This is a genomic window from Actinomadura sp. 3N508, assembly GCF_044326375.1.
GTDB lineage: Bacteria > Actinomycetota > Actinomycetes > Streptosporangiales > Streptosporangiaceae > Spirillospora.
Map to the genome: position 1 here is coordinate 131,234 of NZ_JBIRAX010000004.1, position 22,188 is coordinate 153,421.

A 22,188-nucleotide genomic window follows, 5' to 3' on the forward strand; every position below is an offset into this window, starting at 1 on the left:
CTTTCCCCCTTCCGCCTCCCCCTCCCGTCTCTCTCCGTGATCTCCCCCTGTCAGCGGCCGATCACGCACCGGTACGGTTACGGGCACACGCAGCGGACGGTAGTTCTTCACATGCCATTCGTTATTTCCGGTACTGGCCTATACCGGTCTGAACTGGAACGCTCTTCCCTTGTGAGCGCCAAACGGGTTGGCGAGCGCAGGAGGGAATGCCGCAGTGGACAAGGGGTATGAGCTTTACTGCCTCGCGGACAAGCTGTTCTACGACGCGCCACCCGTCACCCGCCGCACCGACTTCGAAATCACCGGACGCGAACTTCCGGCGGGCTGGGAACAGATTTTCGGCGACGAGTGGATCGTCTACGATCCGCCGCAGCGCCGCGCCCCGCTACAGGGCTGGAAAGTGCACGTCTCGGGATGCGCGGAAAGCGCCACGGAGATCCTGTCCGGCGTGTGGGAATACTGCGTCGACAACGACATCGAGTTCAAGCATCTGCGCGGCCCCGGCACGCTCCGGATGCGGAACGCCAAATACGCGCCGCGCGGCGCCAGCGGGAAGCTCGTCACGATCTACCCCGACGGCGAGCGCGAGCTGGAGCGCGTGCTGGCCGAGCTCGGCGCCCGGCTGGACGGCCTCCCCGGCCCCTACATCCTCAGTGACCTGCGGATAGGCTCCGGTCCGCTGCACGTGCGGTACGGCGGCTTCGCCGAACGGCGTTGCCTGGACGAGCAGGGCAAGCTCGTCCCCGCGCTGGAGAACGGCGACGGGGAACTGGTGCCCGACCGCCGCGAGCCGGTTTTCTCCGTTCCCGGCTGGGTGACCCTTCCGCAGTGCCTGGAGCCGCATCTCAAAGCCCGCAGCGCCACCACGACGACCGATCTGCCGTACCAGATCACCAAGGCGCTGCATTTCTCCAACGGCGGCGGGGTCTATGAGGCGACCGATACCCGTTCCGGGCGGAAGGTCGTCCTGAAAGAGGGACGCCCGCATGCCGGGCTCGCCGCCGACGGAGCGGACGCGGTAACGCGCATCGAACGGGAACGCGACGTTCTCCGCAAGCTCGCCGGAATCGAGGGCGTGCCCGAGGCGCTCGACTGGTTCACGCTCGGCGAGCACCATTTCCTCGTCCAGGAGTTCATCGAGGGACGGACGCTCAACACGTTCTTCGCGGAACGGCATCCGATGCTCGACCCGGAGCCGGACCCGCAAAAGACCGCCGATTATGCCGAATGGGCGCTGCGCGTCCACGCGGGCGTCGAGCGGGTGGTCGCCGCGATCCACGAGCGCGGCGTGGCCTTCAACGACCTGCACATGTTCAACGTGATGGTCGGCCCGGACGACTCGGTCTCGCTGATCGACTTCGAGACGGCGGCGCCCGCGGCCGACCGCGGCCGGCAGACCCTCGCCAACCCGGCGTTCCTCGCGCCGCCCGACCGGCGCGGCACCGACGTCGACCTCTACAGCCTCGCGTGCCTGCGGCTGGCGCTGTTCGTCCCGCTGACCACGCTGTTCGTCATCGACCGGGGCAAGGCGCCGCAGCTCGCCGAGCTGATCGCCGCGAACTTCCCGGTACCGCGGACGTTCCTGGACGAGGCGGTCGCGGAGATCACCCGGGGCGCCGAGCCGGTGCCGGCGCCGGAGTTCGTCCCGGACGCGCCCGGCTGGGCCCGCGCCAGGGAGTCCCTGTCGCTGGCGATCCGCGCGAGCGCGACCCCGGACCGCGCCGACCGGCTGTTCCCCGGCGACCCCGAGCAGTTCGACGGCGCGTCGCTCGGGCTCGCGCACGGCGCCGCCGGCGTCCTGTACGCGCTGGACGCGACCGGCGCGGGCCGCCTCCCCGCGCACGAGGACTGGCTGGCGGCGCGCGTCGCCGACCCGAGGCGCGGCACCGGAATCGGCCTGTACGACGGCCTCCTGGGAGCCGCGTACACGCTGGCCCGCCTCGGGCGCGGCGACGACGCGCTCACCGCCGTCGGGCACTGCCTGAACGAGCGGTGGGAACGGCTCGGCGACGACCTGTACGGCGGGCTGCCCGGCGTCGCGCTCGCCCTGGCCGACCTCTCCGACACGACCGGCGAGACGTCCCTGCGCGGCGCCGCGGGCCGCGCCGCCGAGATCGTCGCCGGACGCGCGGCGGACGGCCCCAGCGCACGCCCCGGCCTGATGCACGGCGGTGCCGGCGTGGCGCTGATGTTCATCCGCTTCTACGAGCGGACCGGCAACGCGGTCCTGCTCGACCTCGCCGCCGCCGCGCTGCGCCGCGACCTCGCCGCCTGCGTCACCGACCACAACGGCGCGCTGCACGTCGACCAGGGCAACCGGGTGTTCCCGTACCTGGGACGCGGCAGCGTCGGGATCGGGCTCGTCCTAGACGAGTACCTCGCGCAACGCCCCGACGAGGAATTCGAGGAGGCGCGGCGCGCGATCCGCGTCGCCGCGATGTCGCGGTACTACGCGCAGCCGAGCCTGTTCGGCGGGCGCGCCGGGATGCTCCTCTACCTGGCCCGCCACGGCCGCGACGACGCGCGGGTGGCGGGGCACGTCCGCGACCTGGCCTGGCACGCGCTGCCGTACTCGGGCGGCCTGGCGTTCCCGGGCGAGCATATGTACCGCCTGTCCATGGACCTCGCGACCGGCACGGCAGGTGTCCTGCTGGCCCTGGGCGCGGCCCTTCACGACCCGGCCCCCGGCCTCCCGTTCTTCGGGACGGCCCACGAACTCCCCGTAGGAAAACCTACGGCGGCCACCTCTATCCAGCCCGAAAGGAGGTGAAGAACATGGCGCTTCTCGACCTTCAGGGGATGACGAGCGAGAACGGCGGCGGCGGGCACAACTCCAGCCTGAGCATCCTCTGCCACAGCTCGCACAGTGTCACGATCTGCCTGTAACGGCGGTCGGCGGCCATGGCCCCTCGCCGGGCCATGGCCGCCTTTCGTTCTGGAGACCCCATGACCACCCTCCCCGCCACGGGCGGCGCGGCCCCCGCCACGGCCGGTGCGAACCGGCTGCTGCTGCGCGCCGCCGGGCGCGCCCGCGGCTGGACCGCGCTCGTGGCCGCCGCCGCGCTGGCGGACGCCGTCGCGGCCGTGCTGCTCCCGTACGCGCTGGCCCGCGCGATCGACGCGGTGCCGCCGGGCGGGGCCCCGGCCGCCGCGGCGGTGTGGCCGTGCGTCGCGCTCGTCGTGGTGTCGGCCGTGGCGGAGGTGCTGTCGGAGCTCTCGACCGGCTGCGCGGCGGCGCGGTCGACGGCCTGGCTGCGGCACACGCTGGTCAGGCACGTCCTCGCGGTCGGTCCCGCGCTGCGCGTCCCGCCGGGCGACGTCGCCGGGCGGGTGGTCGGCGGCGCGGCCGAGGCCGGGGTGGCGCCCGCCGCCGCGCCGGAGGCCGCCGTGGGCCTGCTGCCCGCCGCCGGGGCGCTGGTCGCGCTGTTCCTGATCGACTGGCGGGTCGCGCTGGCGATCGCGGTGGCGCTGCCGGCGATCTTCCTGCTGCTGCGCGCGTTCGTCCGCGACATCAGCGCGACCGCGCACCGCTACCTCACCGTCCAGGGCACGATCGCGGGCCGGCTCGCCGAGGCCCTCGCCGGATGCCGGACGATCGCCGCGGCCGGAACGGTCGACCGCGAGACCGGCCGCGTCCTAGAGCCGCTGCCCGGGCTGCGCGCCGAGGGCGAGACGATGTGGCGGGTTCAGGGCGGCATCGCGGCGCGCGGGCTGCTGGCGCTGCTGCTCCTGCAGATCGCGGCGGTCGGCGTCGCGGGCGCGGAGCTCGCGGCCGGACGGGTCTCGCCCGGCGAGCTGGTCGCGATCGTCCAGTACACGGCGCTCGCGGCCGGGTTCGGGCCCGTCCTGACGCAGCTGCTGCGCCTCGGCCGGGCCCGCGCGGGAGCCGCCCGCGCCGCCGAGGTCCTCGCGCTCCCCGCGCCCACCCATGGCGGCGAGTCCCTGCCCTCCGGGCCCGGCCGCCTCGACTTCCGCGGCGTCACCGCCGCGAGCGGCGTGCTGGACGGCCTCGACCTGACCGTCCCCGGCGGCCTCGCCGTCGCCGTCACCGGACGCGCCGGCACCTCGGAGCTCGCCGCGCTCGCCGGCCGCCTCGCCGACCCCGACCAGGGCGAGGTCCTGCTGGACGGCACGCCGCTCCCCCACCTCGCCCGGGCGGAACTGCGCCGCGAGATCGGCTACGCGTTCGCCCGGCCCGCGCTGTTCGGCGGCACCGTCCAGGACGCGCTCGCGTTCGGGCCGTCGCGGCCGCCGGCCGCGTGGCTGCGCGAGTCCGCGCGGGCCGCCCGCGCCGACGACTTCATCCGCCGCCTCCCGCGCGGCTACGCGACCCCCCTCGCCGACGCGCCGATGTCGGGCGGCGAGCTGCAGCGGATGGGCCTCGCGCGGGCGTTCGCGCACGCCGGGCGCGTCCTCGTGCTGGACGACGCGACGTCCAGCCTCGACACCGTCACCGAGCTGCAGATCACCGACGCGCTGCTGGACCGGCTCGCGGACCGCACCCGGCTGATCATCACGCACCGGGCGTCCACCGCGGCGCGCGCCGACCTGGTCGCGTGGCTGGAGGACGGCCGCGTCCGCGCCCTGGCCCCGCACGCGAAGCTCTGGGACGACCCCGACTACCGCGTGCTCTTCGGAGGTGCCAGGTGAGGAGCAGGCGGGACGCGGCACGGGTCCTGCGGCAGACGGTCGGCGACGCCGTCAAGGCCCAGCCGCGCGCGGTGGCGCGGGCCGCCGCGTGGTCGGCGGTCGAGGCGGTGCCGACGGCGGTGTTCGGCCGCGCGGTCGGCGAGACGGTCGACGCGTTCCGCACGGGACGTACCGCGCAAGCGGCGATCTGGCTCGCCGTCCTCTCCCTGGCGGCGGCTGCCGGGGCATTCGGCAGCCGCCGCCTCTATCCCGCGCTCGCCGAGATCGTGGAGCCGTTCCGCGACGACCTCGTCCGCCGCGTCGCCGACGGGGCACTGCGCCGCTCCCTGAACGGGCGCCCCGACACCGGCGCGGTCGCGCGGCTCACGCACCAGGTGGAGATCGTCCGGGACACCTTCGGCGGGCTGCTCGTCATCGTGCGCGGGTTCCTGTTCGCGACCGGCGCGGCGCTGATCGGCCTGGTCACCCTGATGCCCGAGGTGGCGCTGCTGGTGGTGCCGCCGCTGGTGCTCGGGCTGGTGCTGTTCGGGGCGGTGTTCGGGGCGGCGGCCGTCCGGCAGCGGGCGCTGGTCGTCGGCGAGGAGGAGATCGCCGAGCGCACCACCGCGCTGGCCGAGGGGCTGCGGGACGCCGTCGCCTGCGGCGGCGAGGACGCGATCCGCGCGGAGCTGGGCGCCGCGGTGGAGGCGCAGGCCGCGGCCGGGCGCGCGGTGGCGCGGTTCGCGGCGCTCCGCGCCGTCTCGCTCGCGGTGAGCGGCTGGCTTCCGCTGCTGCTCCTCCTGGCGGCGGCGCCATGGCTGATGCGGCGCGGCGCCACGCCGGGGGTGCTGATCGGCGCGCTGACCTATGTACTGCACGGGTTGCAGCCCGCGCTGCGGACGCTCGTGCACGGCATGGGCGGCAGCGGGCTGCGGCTGGCGGTGACGCTCGCCCGCATCCTGGAGACGAGCGCGCCCGCGCCGCCCGCCCGCCCGGACGCGGCGTCCCCCGTCGCGGGCGCCCCGGCCGTGGAGCTGCGCGGGGTGTCGTTCGCCTACGGGGAGGGCGCGCGGCCGGTGATCGAGGACCTCGACCTCGTCATCCCATCCGGTGACCACCTCGCCGTGGTCGGCCCGAGCGGGATCGGGAAGTCGACACTCGCCGCCCTCGTCGCGGGCCTCGTCTCCCCCACCGCCGGGGAGGTGCTGGTGGAGGGCCACCCGCCCGGCGACCCGGACCGGCGGGTGCTCATCCCGCAGGAGGCGTACGTGTTCAGCGGCACCCTGCGCGACAACCTCGCCTACTACGCGCCGGACGCCGCGCCCGAGCAGGTGGAACGCGCCGCCGACGAGATCGGCCTGGCGCGGCTCGCCGAGCGGCTCGGCGGGTACGGCGCGCAGCTCGTCCCGGCCGACCTGTCGGAGGCCGACCGGCAGCTCGTCGCGCTGTGCCGCGCCTTCCTGGCACCGCAGCCGATCGTGATCCTGGACGAGGCCGCCTACCGGCTCGACGCGTCCGCGGAGGCGCGGGCGGAGGAGGCGTTCGCGCGGCGCCCCGGCACGCTGATCGTCATCGCGCACCGGATCAGCTCCGCGGCGCGGGCGCGTCGCGTGCTGGTCCTGGACGGGACCCGCGCGCAGCTCGGACGGCACGCCGAGCTGCCCGCGGTGTCCCCTCTCTACCGGGACCTCATCGGCCGGTGGGAGGCGCGGTCACCCGGCGGTTCAGAGCCAGCCGGCCTCCTCGGCGATCCGGATGGCGTGGATCCGGTTCTGCGCGCCGACCTTGCGGTTGATTCGGGACAGATGGTTGCGGACGGTGCCGATCGTCAGGACGAGGTCCTCGGCGATCTGCGCCGCGGACGCGCCACGTGAGGCGAGCGCGAGCACCTCGACCTCCCGCTCGGTGAGCGGGCTGTCCATCGAGCCGAGCTCGGTGAAGGCCATGTCGGGGTCGATGACGCGCGATCCGTTCGCGGCGCGCCGGATCGCGTCCACCAGGTCACCGGGCGAGGTGTCCTTCAGGACGAGTCCGGCCGCCCGCGCCGCCACCGCGCGGCGCAGGTCGCCGGTGCGGCGGCGGCCCGACAACAGGACGGTGCGGCACTCGGGCACGGCCTCGCGGAGCGCGCAGACCGCGGCGAAGCCGTCCAGGCCGGGAAGCCCGACGTCGATCAGCGCGACGTCGGGCCGCTGTCTGCGCGCCGTCGCAAGCACCTGCTCACCGGTTCCTAAAGCCGCGATGACATCGAGATCCTTCACGTCGTCGAGCAAGGCGACCAGCCCGCCGCGGAGGAGGGGCGCCTCCTCGGCGAGCAGAATCCGAATCATTTTCGTCTCCTAGCCTTGACCGGCGGCGATACGCGGCAAAACCGCCACGGCTTATGCGAATGCTTTTCCCGAATCGCATTCCGGCCGGGGTCTGGAGGCGGAGATCGGACGGGAAGACCGGGCTGTGCCGGACAAAAACGATCTTCCATAGGGCGCCACCTTGACGGAGTTATAGTCAGGGGGATGACCTACCGCCCGGAGTCAACACTATTCATGGCGTCATTGTAAAGAGCGTCACAAAGGGCCATTCCGGACGTACTTATACCGCAAAAAGTGCGCTCTACACATGATCAGGAAAGAAAGTCGAACTCCGTTCCCGCGCCCGCCGCGCGGGCCGCGCGGTAGGCGGCCCAGCTCACCGCGAGGTCCTGCCAGGGAAGCCCGACCGGGGCGTAGACCGTGATCTCGCTCCCCTTCACCCGTCCGGGCACCTGGCCACATAGCAGATCACGGAGCGTTCCGGCCGCGTGCTTAACGTCAAGTCCGGCTCCGGCCAGCACGCCCATCTCCACCGCGAGCGGCACGTCGTCGACGACGACGCGGGCGCCTTCCAGCAGGTCGGCCGACAGCTCCGCCTTGCCGGGCTCGTCCGCGCCGAGCGAGGTGAGGTGCGTACCGCGGGTCACGTCCGCGGCGTGCAGGATCGGGCGCCGCGCCCAGGTCGCCATGACGACGATCCCGGCGTCCGCGACGGCGGCGCGCGGGTCAGCCGCGACGGCGACCGCGCCGTCGCCGGTCAGGCCGAGCCGCTCGCCGTGCCGCTCCGCGAAGCCGGCGGCCCGGGCGGCGTCCAGGTCGCAGACGGTGAGGCGGCGCACCTCGCGCAGCTCGGAGAGCCCCCGCATGACCAGCTCCGCCTGCGCCCCCGCGCCGATCACGGCGACCGCGTCCGCGTCGGGGCGGGCCAGCGCGTGCGTGCCGAGCGCGGCGGCGAGGCCCGTCCGCCACGCGGTCACGGTGGCCGAGTCGAGCTGTGCCAGCAGCTCGCCGGTGCCGAGATCGTGCAGGCAGACGACGCCGCGCAGCGCGGGCCTGCTGCCCGGGAACTTGGCGTTGACCTTCACCGTGTAGGCGGGGATCTCCTCGACCAGGCCGGGCAGCAGCGCCGTCGCGGTGCCCTGGCCCGGCAGCTTGCCCACCACCCGGCGCGCCACCGCCTCGCCCTCCCCGGCGGTGAAGCCGCGGCGCAGCGCGTCCAGGCAGCCGGCGGGGTCGAGCAGCGCTTCGAGGTCGGAACGGGTCAAAAGGAGCGTCACCGGACCATTCTCCCGTCCCGCCCATCGCGCCGCCACTACCCGGACACCCCCGGCCCCCGCGGGGCGACGGCCCCGCAGGACGATTGGTCTATTAAAGGAGCCAATCTTCCGGCATTTCTTGAGCCCCAATCGACCGGCTCGCGACGCCCTTCATCGTCAGCGTGCGGGCCCGGCGGCGACATCACTTCGCGCACCTCTCGCGCACCTCCGGCCCACCCCGGACAGCGGATCGAGCGGCGCGGCCGTCCCCCGCACAGCGGCCATCGTGACGATCAGGTGGACGCCCGACCACCCATTGTGACAATCCTGTCGCCAGTGATTTGTCACTTTCTTGCCTTACGTGGTCTTCGTCATTCTTTCAGCATGACCCGTGACCTCCGACGCACCCGGCCGGGTGCGCCCGCTCCCCTGGAGGCACCGTGAAGTCCCTACCCGCGCGTGCGCACACCGCCGCCGCGGCGGTAGCGGCCGGGCTGCTGGCGGCCTCCCTCGCCACCGCCACCCCGATCGCCACCGCCACCGCACCGGCCGCGCACGCATCCACCGCACACTCACCCGCCGCTCCCGCATCCGCGGGCGCGCCCGCCGCGCCGTCCCGCCCGGCCGCCATCACCGGCCTGGGCGGCGACGCCATCCACACCGCCGGAACCCGCTGCACGCTCGGCTTCAACCTCAGGAAGGGCGACGCCTACTTCTTCCTGACGGCAGGGCACTGCGCCCGGGCCGGCGGCACCTGGACGGACGCCTCCGGACGCACCCTCGGCGTCACCGGCGGCAGCAGTTTCCCCGGCAACGACTACGGCATCGTCCGCTACGCCTCCCCTCCGCAGGACACGCAGGGCGGCGTCAGGGCGCACGGCGAGTTCTACGACATCACCGGCGTCACCATTCCCCAGGTGGGCCGGCCCGTGACCCTCACCGCCCCGTCCGGCACCCGGACCGGGCTGGTCAGGGGCCTGAACCGGACGGTGAACCACCCGGAGGGCAGCGTCGGCGGGCTGATCCACATCGCGGTGTGCAGCCAGCCGGGCGACAGCGGCGCACCGGTCTTCGCCGACCACCTCGCCATCGGGATCGTGGTCGGCGCCGAAGGGCGCTGCCCGGGCGGGACGTCGTTCGTCCAGCCCATCGGCGAGCCGCTCGACGTCTACGGATTGGAGGTCTACTGACGGCCGCCGAATCGGTTCCCTTGGTCCGTTGCAGGCCACGATTTCCCGCACTGACCACGGAGCCACCGCCAGGGTGACAAGCGCTCTGTCGCGAATTGGTCACTTTCTGCGTCTTTCGGCCGCCCTGACACTTCCAGCACGATGATCAGGACCTCCGGCGCGCCAGCAGGGTGCGCCCAACCCCCCGTGGAGGCATGTTGAAGATCACCAAGAGGCGTGTGCTCACCGTCGCCGTGCCGGCGTCGACGGCCGCTCTCGTGGCGGGCGCGCTCGCCGTCGCTCCCACCATGACCACGACGTCGGCCGCAGCTCCCGTGGCCGCCGCCGCTCCCGCAGGACCCGGCGAGACGTCCGCGACGCTCGCCAAGCGGCTCGGCGCCCGCTCGGCGGGCTCCTACCTGAAGGGCGGCAAGCTCGTGGTCACGGTGACCGACGCCGAGGCCGCCCAGACCGTGCGCGACGCGGGCGCCGTCCCGCAGACCGTCGCGCGCAACGGCTCCTACCTCAAGAAGATCATGTCGGCGCTCAAGCAGGACGCGACGATCCCGGGCACCGCCTGGGCCGTCGACCCGGCCGCCAACCAGGTCCTGCTCACGCTGGACAGCACCGTCACCGGCGCGAAGCTGAAGAAGGTCCAGGCCGCCGCGGCCAAGCACGGCGCGGCCGTCCGGACCGAGCGGGTCGCCGGGAAGTTCCAGAAGTTCACGCTCGGCGGCGAGGCCATCCGCACCAGCGGATCCCGCTGCTCGCTGGGCTTCAACGTCAAGAAGGGAAGCGAGTACTTCTTCATCACCGCCGGGCACTGCACCAACATCGGCACGACGTGGACCGACAGCTCCGGGCAGACGCTCGGCAACGTCACCGGCAGCAGCTTCCCCGGCAACGACTACGGCATCGTGAAGTACTCGTCCACGCCCGCGGACACCCAGGGCGCCGTCAGCCTCTACGGCCAGGGCACCCGCGACATCACCGCCGCCGGCAACGCCGCGGTCGGGCAGCAGGTGACGCGCAGCGGCAGCACCACCCAGGTGCACAGCGGCTCCGTCAACGCGCTCAACCAGACCGTGAACTACCAGGAGGGCAGCGTCAGCGGCCTGATCCGCACCAACGTGTGCGCCGAGCCGGGCGACAGCGGCGGCTCGCTGATCGCCGGGTCGACCGCGATCGGCCTGACCTCCGGCGGCAGCGGCAACTGCTCGTCGGGCGGGACGACGTTCTTCCAGCCCGTCAGCGAGCCGATGCAGGTGTACGGCGTCGAGATCTACTGATCGGCTGATCGGCTGATCCCCCGATCGGCCGGTCGAACGGCTCCTGAGAAGGCGGGCCGCCTCCACACGGACTCCCGTGGAGGCGGCCCGCCGCTCGTTCTCCGCGTTCAGGGGGCGGCCTCCGCGCACCCGGCCCCGGACGCGGTATGCGGCCCCGGAACGCCCGCGAGAGCGCCCGGGACCGCGTCAGCCCGGCGTCAGCGCAGGCCGTAGGCGCGGGTCACGGTCTGCTGCACCGAGTTCCCGGAGCCGTCGGAGGCGTTGAAGCGAAGGGACACGAAGCCGTTGTTCCACCAGGGATGGGTGACAGTGCCGCCCCACCGGTCGGTGCCGCTGCCGGTCAGCGGCACGTTCACCCAGGAGGCGCCGTCGTTGAAGGACGCCTGCAGCGAGATCGACGTCACCGCGCTCCCGCCCGGGCCGCGCTCGACGGCGACGGCCAGCGGGAACCTGCTGCCGAACGGCGCGCTCCCGGTGCTGTCGAAGGCGCCGGTGATCCGCGGCTGGAGCAGCCGGAACTCGTTGTCGAGCGGGTTACCGGGCCGTTCGGCGGAGGTGAACGTCCACCGGGCGTCGATCTTCGTGGCGTACTTCGACCAGCCGATGTTGCGCTGCGTGGACATGTGCACCTGGTAGCCGGCCGACTCGGGCGGCACGGTCCAGTCGCCGGCCAGCGGGTTGGTGCTCACGCCGACCTGCTGCCCGTTGCGGTAGAGGGTGACCGTGCCGGTCGTCCCCGTGGTGGTGTTGCCGCTGAGGTTCTCGTAGCCCTGCTGCCCCGTGTCGGTCGGCTTCGAGCCGAAGAGGATCTTCCCTTCCCCATGCCCGACGCTTGTGGTGGGGCCGAACGCGGCCTTGTTCCACGTCTCGTTGTGGGTGGCCCCCGCGGTGTAGGCGTGGAACGCGGTCTGCTGCTCGGGGACCCAGCCGCCGCCGCCCGCCTCGTAGAAGTAGTTCCCGTTCCATCTCACGCCGTTGGCGGTGTAGTAGACCTGCAGGGTGCTCGGCGCGCCGGCGGGGATCTCCAGCCCCAGCCTCGACTCGTCGATGCCGTCGAAGTCGACGAGCGTGGTGTGGGCGCCGGGGCGGTCGGACGGCACCCGCTGGGAGGAGTAGGTCGTGTTGACCAGCGCCAGGCTGCTCTGTGCCGCGGTGAAGGTCAGGTTCGCGGGGATGCGCCCGGCCGACGGGAACGCCAGCTTGTACGCCCGCGAGTTCGCCGGATCGGTCTTGGCCTCCACGTAGACGAAGTCGTACGGCCGGTTCGTGGTGGCGTCTGACGGCCACGCGCGCAGGGTCCTGTCGGGTCCGCCGGTCACGATCGTGTAGAGCAGCTGCCCGGCGACCTCCTGGACGAGTTGCGCGCGGCTCTGGTACTCGGTCGCGGTCGCCGACGGGCTGACCGACTTGATCTCCGTGGCCGTCCGGGCGTCCAAGGTGAGGTCGACGTCACCGGCCACGGTCAGCGTGGGGTCGCCGTACAGGGCCAGGTCGGTCGGCGAGAACACGTCGCCCGTGACGACGAGCCCGGTCAGGCTGTAGTCGCCGGCCGGGACGACGCCGGTGAGCGTGGCACCGGACTCGGTGAGCGGGTACTCCGCGCCGCTCGCCAGATCGACCAGGCTCGCCAGCGGCGCCAGCGGCTGACCGTCCAGGTCGATGCCGCGGATCGTGATGGTGTGGTCGGCCGCCGCGGCGGCCCGCGCGGGTGGCTTGATCTTGCTGTGGCCCAGCTTGAAGTGCGCTCCGGACGGTAATCCGCGGGGCTGCCACTCCTTGGGGCCGTCGGCCGCGGCCGTCTGTACGGGGACGAGTAACGCCGCGATGGCGGCGACACTGATCAGGGCTGTTCTCCAGCGCCTCACCGTGATTCCCTTCTGTGCGTTGACAGAGGTCGTGTGAGTGGGCGCAGAACCGGATGAGAAATCCTTGGGAGGATCACCTGCGGGGAGTCCCGTCCCGGATTACAGGACGACCATATCCTCGATCCCGGCCCGGCGGCCGTGGTGATGATCACACCATTCCTCAGATTTCGAGGACGACCTTCCCGGCTTCGAGATCTACTGAGCCGCTGATCGACCGGCCCGCCGCTCTATCTCCGCGTTCAGGGGGGCGCGGGCACCTCGAGCGCGCGGAGGATCTCCGCGATGACGTCCTGCTGCCGTTCGACCAGGTAGAAGTGGTCGCCGGGCAGGACGGTGAGCGCGAACCGCCCGTCGGTGACGTCCGCCCATCCGGCGGCCTGCCGCTCGGTGACCTCCGTGTCGTCGTCCCCGATGATGGCGGTGACCGGGACGGTCAGCCGGACGCCCTCCCGGTGCACGTAGTTCTCGACCAGCGCGAAGTCGTTCCGGACGTACGGCAGCACGAGCTCGCGCAGCTCCGGCTCGCGCAGCGCCTCGGCGTCGGTGCCGCCGAGCTTCACCAGCTCCTCGATCACTCCGTCGTCGTCCCGCTTGGAGATGCCGCTGTCGTGGCGGTCGTGCGGCGGGCACGTGCCGGACGCGAACAGGTGCACCGGGGCGGTGCCCCGCTCCTGCAGCAGCCGCGCCACCTCGTACGCCAGCAGGGCGCCCATGCTGTGCCCGAACAGCGCGACCGGACGGTCGATCAGCGGCGCCATCGCCCCGGCGATGAGGCGGGCGAGCTGGTGCGCGTCGGCGACGAGCGGGTCGGCCATCCGGTCGGCGCGTCCCGGGTACCGGACGGCGTGCACCTCGACGGCCGGGTCGATCTCCTTGGCCCACGGCCGGAAGAACACCGCGGACCCGCCCGCGTGCGGCAGGCAGAACAGCCGCACCGACGCCCAGGGGCGGCTCTCCGCGCAGTGGAACCAGGTCACGTGATCACTCCTCCTCGCGGCGGCGGACGCGCCGGTCTCCGCCGCCACCTTAAAGCCTCCGCCTTAAGGCCTCCGCGCGTCCGGCCCGAACGCGGGTGCGGCCCCGGACGTCCGCGAGAACGCCCGGGACCGCGTCAGCTCTGCGTCACCACCGCAGGCCGTAGGCGCGGGTCACGGTCTGTTGCACCGAGTTCCCGGAGCCGTCGGAGGCGTTGAAGCGCAACGCCACGAAATTGTTGTGCGACCAGGGATGGGTGACGTTGCCGGTCCAGCGGTCGGTGCCGCTGCCGGTCAGCGGCACGTTGACCCAGGTGGCACCGTCGTTGAAGGACGCCTGCAGCGAGATCGAGGACACCGCGCTCCCGCCCGTGGCGCGCTCCACGGCGACCGTCAGCGGGAACGTCGTGCCGGACGGCCCGCGCCCGCTGCTGTCGAAGGCGCCGGTGATCCGCGGCTGGAGCAGGCGGTGCTGCCCCTCGAACGGGTCACCGGGACGTTCGGCGGAGGTGAACGTCCACCGAGCGTCGATCTTCGTGACGTACTTCGACCAGCCGGTGTTGCGCTGCGTCGACATGACCGCCTCGTAGGTGGCGGACTCGGGCGGCACCGCGAAGTCACCGGCCAGCGGGTTGCTGCTCACGCCGACCAGCGACCCGTTGCGGTAGAGGGTGACCGTGCCGGTCGTCCCCCTGCTGGTGTTGCCGCTGAGGTTCAGGTTGCCCTGCTGGCCCGTGTCGGTCACCAGCGGGCGGACGAAGATCGTCCCTTCCCCGTGCCCGACGTTCACGGTCGGCCCGAACGCGGCCTTGTTGAACGTCTCGGAATGGGTGCCGCCCGCCGTGTACGAGCGCCACTCGAGCTGGTTCTCCGGCACCTGGACGGTGTCGAGGTTGTAGAAGTAGTTGCTCTTCCAATTCACGCTGTTCGCCGAGTAGTAGATCTGCTGGCTGCTCGGCGCGCTCGCGGGGATCGTGAGCCCAAGCGTCTCTCCGCCGATACCGGTGAAGTCGATGAGCGAGACGTGCGGCCCGACGCCCTCGGACGCGATCCCCTGGGACGCGAAGGTCGTGTTCACCAGTCCCAGGTTGCTCGTCGTCGCGGTGAACGTCAGGTTCGCGGGGATGCGGCCGGTCGTCGGGAACGCGAGCTTGTACGCGCGCGTGTTCGTCGGCTCGGTCTTGGCCTCGGCGTAGGTGAAGTGGTACGGCCGGGTCGTGGTGGCCGACGGCCAGCTGCGCAGGGTGGTCTCCGGCCGGCCGCTCACGGACGCGGAGATCTCCTGCCCGGCGATCGTCTGGATGATCTGGGCGTGGCTGTGGAACTCGGTCGCGGTCGCCGAGGGGCTGACGGACTTGATCTCGGTGGCCGTCCGGGCGTCCATGGTGAGGTCGACGTCACCGGCCACGGTCAGGGTGGGGTTGCCGTAGAGGGCGAGGTCGGTCGGCGCGAACGGGTCGCCCGTGACGACGATCCCGGTCAGGCTGTAGTCGCCGGCCGGGACGACGCCGGTGAGCGTGGCACCGGACTCGGTGAGCGGGTACTCCGCGCCGCTCGCCAGGTCGATCAGGCTGGCCAGGGGCGCCACCGCCTGGCCGGTGAAGTCGATCCCGCGAAGCGTGATCGCGTGGTCGGCCGCCGCGCTGGCCCGCGCGGGGGGCTTGATCTTGCTGTGTCCCAGCTTGAAGTAGGGCTGCCCGGACAGAAGACCGCGAGCCTTGGACTCCTTTGGCCCATCGGCCATGGCCGTCTGCACGGGGACGAGTAACGCCGCGATGGCGGCGACACTGATCAGGGCTGTTCTCCAGCGCCTCACCGTAGTTCCCTTCTGTTCGATGACAGAGGTCATGTGAGTGGGCGCAGAACCGGATGAGAAATCCTTGGAAGGATCACCTGCGGGGAGTTCCGTCCCGGATTACAGGACGACCATATCCCCGATCTTGATCGCGCAGGCGTGGCATACCTCACACCCGCATCAGATTTCAAGAACGACCTTGCCGGGAATGCTTCTTTTCTTGCCTTGGAACGCTTCACGCGTCTCGTCCAGCGGATGGACGGCCCCGACATGGGCCCGCAGCTCGCCCGTCCCGGCCCGTCGCGCCAGCTCGGCGAGCTGACCACGATCCGGTTCGACGATGAAGAAGGCGGCACGCCCGTTTTCGGGCCGCACGGGCGGCGGCGCCGTGATCGACACGAGCGCACCCCCCGCCTTCACCTTGCCCGCGGACTGTTCGAGCAGCTCACCACCGATGGTGTCGAACACCAGGTCCACCGGCCCGACGGCGTCCGCGAACCTCTGCGTCTCCAGGTCGACGAACTCATGCGCCCCCATCTTCATCACGAGGTCGACGACCCGCCCCCGTCCCGTACCGATGACGTGCGCGCCGGCCTGCCGAGCCAGCTGAACGGCCAGAACACCGGTACCCCCGCCCGCACCATGGACGACGACCGTCTGCCCGGCCTCCAGCCGCCCGTGCACGAAGAGCCCCTGCCAGGCCGTCAACCCCGACAGCGGCAGCGCCGCCGCATCGGTGAACGAGAGGGAGGGCGGCATCCCCGCGAGGTTCCGTGCCTCCACCGCCACGTACTCGGCCGCCGCCCCGTCACGATGCCAGTCGGTCAGGCCGAAAACCCGGTCACCCACCGCGAACCCGGTGGTCCCGTACCTGACCTCGGCCACTTCCCCGGCGACGTCATGCGCCGGGACGGACGGCGTCCGATCCCGCCCCGCCCGGTCGACCCACGTACCGGGCCAGTCGAGCTCGTCCGGCACGAACCCGGCCGCCCGCACCCGCACCAGCACGTCCCCGGTGGCCATCTGCGGCAACGGCACGTCCTCCAGAACAAGCCCGCCACTACCCCCACGCTCATGAATCCGCACTGCTCTCACAGGTTCCCCCGCCTCATCGCTCTGTTCCGTCTCCCCAGTGAGACGACGCACCACATGGACCTGTGACAGCTCAAAGGAGACTGGACGTGTCCACTTCGACCTCGAACGGTGCAGGCAGCAGGATCGTCTTCCCGAATCGGACCCGCTCGGCGCGGCGATAGTCGTCCTCCTCCGGTCCGCTGAAGAGCGTCACCTTCTTCTCCTGACGATCCACGAGCAGGTAGAGCGGTATGCCCGCCCGCGCGTACCCGTACCGTTTGGCCTCCCGATCGCGCTCCGGTTGTGCGTCGGTCACCTCCACGACCATGGAGAGACCGTCCGGGGACATCCACGGGTCGTCGCCGTGAAAGGCGCGCCTTTCAGCCGCGGCGAGCATGGCATCGGGAGTCACGTGGTTCTCCGGAAAACCCTCGATGCCCGGCACCCGGAGGCCCGCCCGGAAGACAGGCTGGAACGTGCCGGCAGACCCTCGGACGATCTGCGTGACGATCTCGGAAAGGCAATGCTCATGGCATCGCGCCGGGACGCCCGTGATGAAGATCTCTCCATCGATCAGCTCACCGTGGAGGCCCTTCGGATACCTGAAATCCTCTAGGAAGCTCTTCTGGATGAAGTCCAGGTCCATCTGCGCCAGATCCCCTGCCGCGCTCATGCGGGCTCCTTTCGTCAAGGGAGGAACTTACAAGCAGCCTGTGACAGACCGGACACGTATCGCAGTTGGTACTAGTGTGTCCGCGCTTGAACCGAGACAGATAGAACGTCCGGGAACGGGCACGGGTCGGGTATGGATGAGCGAGATGCGCGGCGTGGGGATGTTCAGGAGCTTACGGACTTCGAGCTGATCGTGTACGAGACCGTCGCGGAGATCGACAAGGACGGCGGGGCTGCGGACTTCGACACGATCGGGCGGCTGGTGGGCGGGCCCGAGGAGGATCTGTGGGCCGCGCTCGGCCACCTGGTGTCGATCAACCACGTGCACTCGACCAGAAAGGGGTACGTGCTGGGGCCGCACGACTGGGCGCCCTGACCTGGTCCCGCTGGGCGGGAGACGCCGGTGAGGCGGGCGGCGGGCGTGCGGCAGGATGGCGGCCGGTACCAGCATGGGAGGCCGCCGGGATGGAGCTCGTCGTCACCGAGGAACAGCGGGAGCTGCGGGACGCGCTGCGGCGCTTCTTCGCCGACCGGTCGCCGTCCGGCGAGGTGCGGCGGCTGATGAGGACGGCCCAGGGCTACGACCCCGGGATGTGGGCGCTGATGGCGGAGCAGCTCGGGCTGCAAAGCCTCGCGGTCCCGGAGGAGCACGGCGGCGCGGGGTACGGGATGCGGGAACTGGCGGTTGTCTTCGAGGAGATGGGGCGGGCCGTGGCGTGCGCGCCGTTCCTCGCGGTGGTCACGGCCGCGGCGGCGCTGGAGGCCGGGGACGGCGGCCATGACCTGCTGGCAGGCATCGCGGACGGGTCGGTGATCGCGACGCTCGCGGTCGCCGAGGAGGACGGGCGCTGGGATCTCGGGTCGGTGCAGACCGTGTTCGAGGGTGGGGTGCTGCGCGGGACCAAGAGTTTCGTCGTGGACGGGCATGTCGCCGATTTGCTGCTCGTCGCGGCCAGGGATGGGGACGGGGTCGGGCTGTACGCGGTGGCGGGTGATGAGGGTGGGGTCGTCCGGGAACCGCTGCCGACCGTCGATCAGACGCGGAAGCTGGCGCGGGTCGCGTTCGACGGGGCTCTCGCGCGGCGGGTGGGCGGTGCGGAGGCCGTGGCAAGGGCGCTCGACGTGGGGGCGGTGGCGCTGGCGGCGGAGCAGCTCGGCGGGGCGCAGAAGACGCTGGACATGACGGTCGAGTACGCGAAAGTGCGCCATCAGTTCGGGCGTCCGATCGGGTCGTTCCAGGCGATCAAGCACCGGTGCGCGGACATGTTCGTGCTGGTGGAGTCGGCGCGGTCGGCGGTGCTGAACGCGGCGGCCGCCGCGGACGAGCGCCCAGAGGAGCTGCCCGCCGCCGCCGCGCTCGCCAAGGCGTACTGCTCGGACGCGTTCTTCCACACGGCGGGCGAGGCGATCCAGTTGCACGGCGGCATCGGGTTCACCTGGGAGCACGACGCGCACCTGTACTTCAAGCGGGCCCAGGGGTCGCGGCAGCTGTTCGGCGCCCCCGAAAGGCATCGGGAGCGCCTTGCCGCGCTGGCCATCACGGGTGCAAGCGCAGCCCCTTGAGGACCTTGTCGACGCCGTTCCTCGGCCCGTGGACGGCGAACCCGACGAGCGGCATCTCATCGGCCGTGACCGCGCGGACGGTCTCGCGGTTGGCCTCGTCGTGGCCGGTCTTGAACATGTCCTCGATGTAGACGGCGATCCGCATCTCGCGGGCGAGGGCGCGGCCGTGAGCCGTGCGGATCGCGGCGGCGTCGGCCTCGTAGACGAGGACGGGCTGCCGGAACATCGCCAGGTACTCGTTGCCGGACGCGTCCTCGTAGGGCTCGCCGATGACGCCGGGGACGCCGCCGGCCACGGCGCTGGCCAGGAAAGCGGTCACGTTGAGCCGCTGCCACGCGGCCAGGTCGTCGCGGACCACGATCCCGATCTTGGTGTCGAAACGCATGCCGTCCAGGTTCCAGGAGTGGGGGCGGGCTGTATTGAACGCTCGTGCGCCACACTGGATCAAGTGGACTGGAGTAGGTACTGGCGGTCGGCCGATCGGCCGCTGGAGGCGATGCACGCGCATTTCGAGCGGCACGTCTACCACCGGCACAGCCACGAGTCGTACTCGTTCGGCGTCACCGAGGACGGGTACCAGGCGTTCCGGTGCCGGGGCGGCGCCCACACGAGTGCGGCCGGGATGGTCATCGCGTTCAACCCGGACGATCCGCACGACGGCCACGCCGCCGACGAGCTGGGCTTCACCTACCGGATCGTGCACATCGGGCCGGAGCTGGTGTCCGGTGTGCTCGCCGACATCGCGGACCGTCCGGCGGGGCTCCCGCTGTTCGGCTCCCCCGTGGTGGCCGATCCCGTCCTGGCGCGGAACCTGCGGGGCCTGCACGCGGCGCTGCTCGGCGGGGCGCCCGCCCTGCGCCGGGACGAGCTGCTGACCGCGGCGGTCGGCGCGATGGTCCACCGGGCGGCCACGCGGCGGCCCCGCGCGGCGGACGTACCGGGTGCGGTGGAGCGGGCACGGCGGCGGCTGGAGGACGCCTACCTCGACGACATCGGCGCCGACGAGCTGGCCGCGGCGGCGGGGTGCAGCAGGTTCGCGCTCTACCGGGGGTTCCGGCGGGCGTACGGGATGGCGCCGAGCGACTACCAGCGGCAGCTCCGCCTGCGTGCCGCGCGCCGCCTGCTGGCCCGGGGCGACGCGATCGGGGACGTGGCGGCGGTGACGGGTTTCGCGGACCAGAGCCATCTGACGCGCTGGTTCGTCCGCTGCTACGGGATGACGCCCGGCGGTTTCCGCGAGGCTCGCACGAATTGAGGAAGAATGCCGCGCATGAAGCGGGCGAGCGGGGCGATGTTCGGGTTGGCGTACGGCGATTCACTGGGCGCGCCTACGGAATTCCTCACCATGAAGCAGATACACCGCCGTTTCGGCGACCACGGGCCTACGCAGCTCAACGGCGATCCCGCGCTGGTCACCGACGACACGCAGATGGCGATCGCGGTCGGCGTCGCCATGCTGGACGCCCTGGCGAACCCGCCATTCACACCGGACCTGATTACGCCTATGTGGCGGCGGCGTTTCGTCGACTGGCTCAACAGTCCCGACAACAACCGGGCGCCGGGGAACACGTGCCTGCGGGCGTGCCGGGGCCTGGCCGCCGGGGAGCCGTGGGTGGAGGCCACCGTCGCGGGCTCGAAGGGCTGCGGCGCGAACATGCGGGTCGCGCCGGTGGGGCTGGCGCCCGGGCTGACGGACGAGACGCGGGCGGGCGCGTCCCAGCTCCAGGCCGCGCTGACGCACGGTCATCCGACCGGGCTGGCCGCCAGCGAGCTGACCGCGTTCGCCGTCCGGTGGCTGGCGGACGGCATGGACCCGTCCGACCTGCCCGGCGCGCTTCGCGACCGGTGCCACGACCAGCGCGGCGTGTACCACGAGCGGTGGCTCGACACCCTGTGGCAGCGGCCCGGCGTCGACGCCCCGGAGACGTTCATCGCCCGCGGCTGGGACGAGTGCCTCGAACGTCTCGACGCGCTGGACGAGGCCCTCAGGCGCGGCGACCGCGCGGCCGACCCCTGCGAGATCACCGGGGCGGGCTGGACGGCCGAGGAGGCCCTGGCGACCGGCCTGCTGTGCTTCCTGCTCTTCCCGGACGAGCCCGTCGAGGCGATCTGGCGCGGCGCCGCCAGCTCCGGTGACTCCGACTCGATCGCCTGCCTGGCGGGCGCGTTCGCGGGCGCGCACCTCGGGATGGACGCCTGGCCCGGCGAGTGGGCGGCGCGCATCGAGTACGCCGACCAGCTGACCAGGATCGGTGCCGCCTGGGACTGATCGCTTGACCTCACGTAGCGCGAAAGCTAATCTTCTTAGCCATAGAGCTATATAAACGCAAGGAGCGCACGATGAGCGAGCAGACCCGGTACCTCGACCTTCCCGGCGGACGGCTCGCCTATGACGACGACGGCGACGGGCCGCTCATCGTGTGCCTGCCGTCCATGCTCGACCTGCGGTCGCAGTTCCGGTTCCTCAAGCCGCCGCTGCTCGACGCCGGCTACCGCGTCGTGACCGTCGACCAGCGCGGGATGGGCGACACCAGCGCCGGCTGGCCCGAGTACGGGAGCACGCCGCTGGCCCATGACCTGCTGGCGCTGCTGCGGCACCTGGACGCCGGGCCCGCCCTCGTCTACGGCTGCTCGAACGGCGCCGCGGCCGGGGTGTGGGTCGCCGCGGAGGCGCCCGAGCTGATCAGGGGCCTGGTGCTGGCGGGGCCGTTCGTCCGGGACGGCAAGGCCGGGTTCTCGCAGAAGCTGACCGTCGCGCTGATGCGGGTCCCGGGGCTGGCGGTGCCGCTCTACATGTCGTACTACCCGAAGTGGGTGCCGACGCCGCCCGCGGACTTCGCGGAGCACAAGGCGAAGCTGAAGGCGAGCTTCAAGCGGCCGGGCCGCGCCAAGGTCATCGCCGAGTACCTGGACATGTCGCACGCCGAGGCCGAGGCGCGGCTCGACCGGGTCGCCGCGCCCGCGCTGGTCGTCATGGGGACGGCCGACATCGACTGGCCAGACCCGGTCGCGGAGGCCGAGTGGGTCAGGGACCGGCTGAACGGCGAGCTCGTCCTGGTGGACGGCGCCGGGCACCAGCCGCATGTGGACTTCCCCGAGAAGGTCGCCGAAGCCGTTCTGGGCTTCGACCGCTCGCTCAAGGAGTCGTGAGAGCGCCCGGTCAGGACGCGGTCGCCGCCGCCCAGCCCGTCCAGGCCTGGATGGTGACGACGATGACCGGCCCCTCGGGCGGACGTTCGCGGTACTGGGCGTAGCGCTCGGCCAGCAGCCGGACGGGCTCGGCCATGCGCGCGGGATCCTCGACGATGTACGCGTGGCCGTCGACGCGGACCCACCACAGGCGGTCCCAGTCGTCCTCGTAGTGGTCGGCCAGGAGCGCGACACGCGGGTTGGCGCGGATGTTGGCGAGGCGCCGCAGGTCCCTGGTGCTCTTCGGCTTGTGGTCGACGGCCGTGTAGACCGCGCCCCGGTGGACGGCGAACGTCACCGGGACGAGATGCGGCCGCGCGTCCTCCCCGACGGTCGCCAGCCGCACGACCGGGACCGTCGCGAGCAGCCGGCGCGCCTCGTCCGGCGAAAGCTTCGGCACCCCC

At 72.1% G+C, this 22,188-nt stretch carries 19 protein-coding genes and 1 pseudogene; 11 read left to right on the forward strand and 9 right to left on the reverse strand.

Annotated features, from left to right (window positions below; all coding sequences use genetic code 11):
* The first annotated feature begins 214 nt into the window (after nt 1-214).
* Genes lanKC through ACH34S_RS16115 form a run of 4 tightly spaced genes read left to right on the forward strand, consistent with a single transcriptional unit; the run spans nt 215 to nt 6,503 of the window.
* Nucleotides 215-2,770, forward strand: a complete 2,556-nt coding sequence (gene lanKC, locus ACH34S_RS16100; RefSeq protein ID WP_395953446.1) for a class III lanthionine synthetase LanKC — start codon at nt 215-217, stop codon at nt 2,768-2,770.
* Between the two features lie 5 nt (nt 2,771-2,775).
* Nucleotides 2,776-2,886, forward strand: a complete 111-nt coding sequence (locus tag ACH34S_RS16105; RefSeq protein ID WP_395953447.1) for a SapB/AmfS family lanthipeptide — start codon at nt 2,776-2,778, stop codon at nt 2,884-2,886.
* Nucleotides 2,887-2,946: 60 nt separating this feature from the next.
* Nucleotides 2,947-4,650, forward strand: a complete 1,704-nt coding sequence (locus ACH34S_RS16110) for an ATP-binding cassette domain-containing protein (RefSeq protein ID WP_395953448.1) — start codon at nt 2,947-2,949, stop codon at nt 4,648-4,650.
* Nucleotides 4,647-6,503 carry an ATP-binding cassette domain-containing protein gene (locus ACH34S_RS16115; RefSeq protein WP_395953449.1) on the forward strand — a complete coding sequence of 619 codons (1,857 nt, stop codon included), beginning with the start codon at nt 4,647-4,649 and terminating at the stop codon, nt 6,501-6,503. Before ACH34S_RS16110 ends, ACH34S_RS16115 begins: the two co-directional genes overlap by 4 nt.
* On the opposite strand, the pseudogene ACH34S_RS16120 reads toward ACH34S_RS16115, so the two are convergent.
* Nucleotides 6,435-6,959 (reverse strand): annotated as a pseudogene (locus ACH34S_RS16120) (response regulator); the annotation flags it as partial. The gene ACH34S_RS16115 and the pseudogene ACH34S_RS16120 overlap by 69 nt on opposite strands.
* Nucleotides 6,960-7,249: 290 nt before the next feature.
* Nucleotides 7,250-8,215 carry an ornithine cyclodeaminase family protein gene (locus ACH34S_RS16125; RefSeq protein WP_395953450.1) on the reverse strand — a complete coding sequence of 322 codons (966 nt, stop codon included), beginning with the start codon at nt 8,213-8,215 and terminating at the stop codon, nt 7,250-7,252.
* 419 nt (nt 8,216-8,634) lie between these two features.
* Between ACH34S_RS16125 and ACH34S_RS16130 the strand changes: the two genes are divergently transcribed.
* On the forward strand, nt 8,635-9,384 hold the full coding sequence (locus tag ACH34S_RS16130) for a S1 family peptidase (RefSeq protein ID WP_395953451.1): 750 nt from the start codon (nt 8,635-8,637) through the stop codon (nt 9,382-9,384).
* A 194-nt stretch (nt 9,385-9,578) separates the two neighbouring features.
* On the forward strand, nt 9,579-10,652 hold the full coding sequence (locus tag ACH34S_RS16135) for a S1 family peptidase (protein WP_395953452.1): 1,074 nt from the start codon (nt 9,579-9,581) through the stop codon (nt 10,650-10,652).
* Between the two features lie 197 nt (nt 10,653-10,849).
* Here the strand turns inward: ACH34S_RS16135 and ACH34S_RS16140 are convergent, their stop codons facing one another.
* The 5 genes from ACH34S_RS16140 to ACH34S_RS16160 all read right to left on the reverse strand — a co-directional run bounded on the left by ACH34S_RS16140 (nt 10,850) and on the right by ACH34S_RS16160 (nt 17,033).
* The gene (locus ACH34S_RS16140; protein ID WP_395953453.1) at nt 10,850-12,517 is read right to left on the reverse strand and encodes a hypothetical protein; all 1,668 of its coding nucleotides are present in this window, start codon (nt 12,515-12,517) and stop codon (nt 10,850-10,852) included.
* A gap of 239 nt (nt 12,518-12,756) precedes the next feature.
* Nucleotides 12,757-13,494, reverse strand: a complete 738-nt coding sequence (locus tag ACH34S_RS16145; RefSeq protein ID WP_395953454.1) for a thioesterase II family protein — start codon at nt 13,492-13,494, stop codon at nt 12,757-12,759.
* Between the two features lie 145 nt (nt 13,495-13,639).
* On the reverse strand, nt 13,640-15,235 hold the full coding sequence (locus ACH34S_RS16150) for a hypothetical protein (protein ID WP_395953455.1): 1,596 nt from the start codon (nt 15,233-15,235) through the stop codon (nt 13,640-13,642).
* Nucleotides 15,236-15,466: 231 nt separating this feature from the next.
* A complete protein-coding gene (locus ACH34S_RS16155; RefSeq protein WP_395953456.1) occupies nt 15,467-16,324 on the reverse strand; it encodes an NADP-dependent oxidoreductase in 858 nt (285 codons plus the stop codon).
* 127 nt (nt 16,325-16,451) lie between these two features.
* Nucleotides 16,452-17,033, reverse strand: a complete 582-nt coding sequence (locus tag ACH34S_RS16160; protein WP_395953457.1) for a Uma2 family endonuclease — start codon at nt 17,031-17,033, stop codon at nt 16,452-16,454.
* A 132-nt stretch (nt 17,034-17,165) separates the two neighbouring features.
* On the opposite strand from ACH34S_RS16160, the gene ACH34S_RS16165 reads away from it, so the two are divergent.
* Nucleotides 17,166-17,408, forward strand: coding sequence for a hypothetical protein (locus ACH34S_RS16165; protein ID WP_395953458.1), 243 nt, complete (start codon nt 17,166-17,168; stop codon nt 17,406-17,408).
* Nucleotides 17,409-17,497: 89 nt separating this feature from the next.
* A complete protein-coding gene (locus tag ACH34S_RS16170; RefSeq protein ID WP_395953459.1) occupies nt 17,498-18,595 on the forward strand; it encodes an acyl-CoA dehydrogenase family protein in 1,098 nt (365 codons plus the stop codon).
* Here ACH34S_RS16170 and ACH34S_RS16175 read toward each other — a convergent pair.
* Nucleotides 18,570-18,980 carry a DUF2000 family protein gene (locus ACH34S_RS16175; RefSeq protein WP_395953460.1) on the reverse strand — a complete coding sequence of 137 codons (411 nt, stop codon included), beginning with the start codon at nt 18,978-18,980 and terminating at the stop codon, nt 18,570-18,572. The two genes, ACH34S_RS16170 and ACH34S_RS16175, sit on opposite strands and share 26 nt — an antisense overlap.
* 63 nt (nt 18,981-19,043) lie before the next feature.
* Here ACH34S_RS16175 and ACH34S_RS16180 point away from each other — a divergent pair, with 63 nt between their 5' ends.
* From ACH34S_RS16180 to ACH34S_RS16190, 3 genes are all read left to right on the forward strand, one after another.
* Nucleotides 19,044-19,850: an AraC family transcriptional regulator gene (locus ACH34S_RS16180; RefSeq protein WP_395953461.1), complete on the forward strand. Its 807-nt coding sequence runs from the start codon at nt 19,044-19,046 to the stop codon at nt 19,848-19,850.
* Between the two features lie 15 nt (nt 19,851-19,865).
* Nucleotides 19,866-20,864, forward strand: coding sequence for an ADP-ribosylglycohydrolase family protein (locus ACH34S_RS16185; RefSeq protein WP_395953462.1), 999 nt, complete (start codon nt 19,866-19,868; stop codon nt 20,862-20,864).
* A gap of 71 nt (nt 20,865-20,935) precedes the next feature.
* Nucleotides 20,936-21,745 (forward strand): alpha/beta fold hydrolase, encoded by an 810-nt coding sequence (locus tag ACH34S_RS16190; RefSeq protein WP_395953463.1) that lies wholly within the window; start codon nt 20,936-20,938, stop codon nt 21,743-21,745.
* Between the two features lie 10 nt (nt 21,746-21,755).
* On the opposite strand, the gene ACH34S_RS16195 is transcribed toward ACH34S_RS16190, so the two are convergent.
* Nucleotides 21,756-22,184 carry a TIGR03668 family PPOX class F420-dependent oxidoreductase gene (locus tag ACH34S_RS16195; RefSeq protein ID WP_395953464.1) on the reverse strand — a complete coding sequence of 143 codons (429 nt, stop codon included), beginning with the start codon at nt 22,182-22,184 and terminating at the stop codon, nt 21,756-21,758.
* Nucleotides 22,185-22,188: the final 4 nt, after the last annotated feature.

Coding starts and splice junctions, on each gene's coding strand:
- ACH34S_RS16175 (WP_395953460.1), bottom strand. CDS start 18,980: ATGCGTTTCGACACCAAGATCGGGATCGTGGTCCGCGACGACCTGGCC.
- ACH34S_RS16185 (WP_395953462.1), top strand. CDS start 19,866: ATGAAGCGGGCGAGCGGGGCGATGTTCGGGTTGGCGTACGGCGATTCA.
- ACH34S_RS16105 (WP_395953447.1), top strand. CDS start 2,776: ATGGCGCTTCTCGACCTTCAGGGGATGACGAGCGAGAACGGCGGCGGC.
- ACH34S_RS16160 (WP_395953457.1), bottom strand. CDS start 17,033: ATGAGCGCGGCAGGGGATCTGGCGCAGATGGACCTGGACTTCATCCAG.
- ACH34S_RS16165 (WP_395953458.1), top strand. CDS start 17,166: ATGGATGAGCGAGATGCGCGGCGTGGGGATGTTCAGGAGCTTACGGAC.
- ACH34S_RS16150 (WP_395953455.1), bottom strand. CDS start 15,235: ATGGCCGATGGGCCAAAGGAGTCCAAGGCTCGCGGTCTTCTGTCCGGG.
- ACH34S_RS16190 (WP_395953463.1), top strand. CDS start 20,936: ATGAGCGAGCAGACCCGGTACCTCGACCTTCCCGGCGGACGGCTCGCC.
- ACH34S_RS16110 (WP_395953448.1), top strand. CDS start 2,947: ATGACCACCCTCCCCGCCACGGGCGGCGCGGCCCCCGCCACGGCCGGT.
- ACH34S_RS16170 (WP_395953459.1), top strand. CDS start 17,498: ATGGAGCTCGTCGTCACCGAGGAACAGCGGGAGCTGCGGGACGCGCTG.
- ACH34S_RS16135 (WP_395953452.1), top strand. CDS start 9,579: ATGTTGAAGATCACCAAGAGGCGTGTGCTCACCGTCGCCGTGCCGGCG.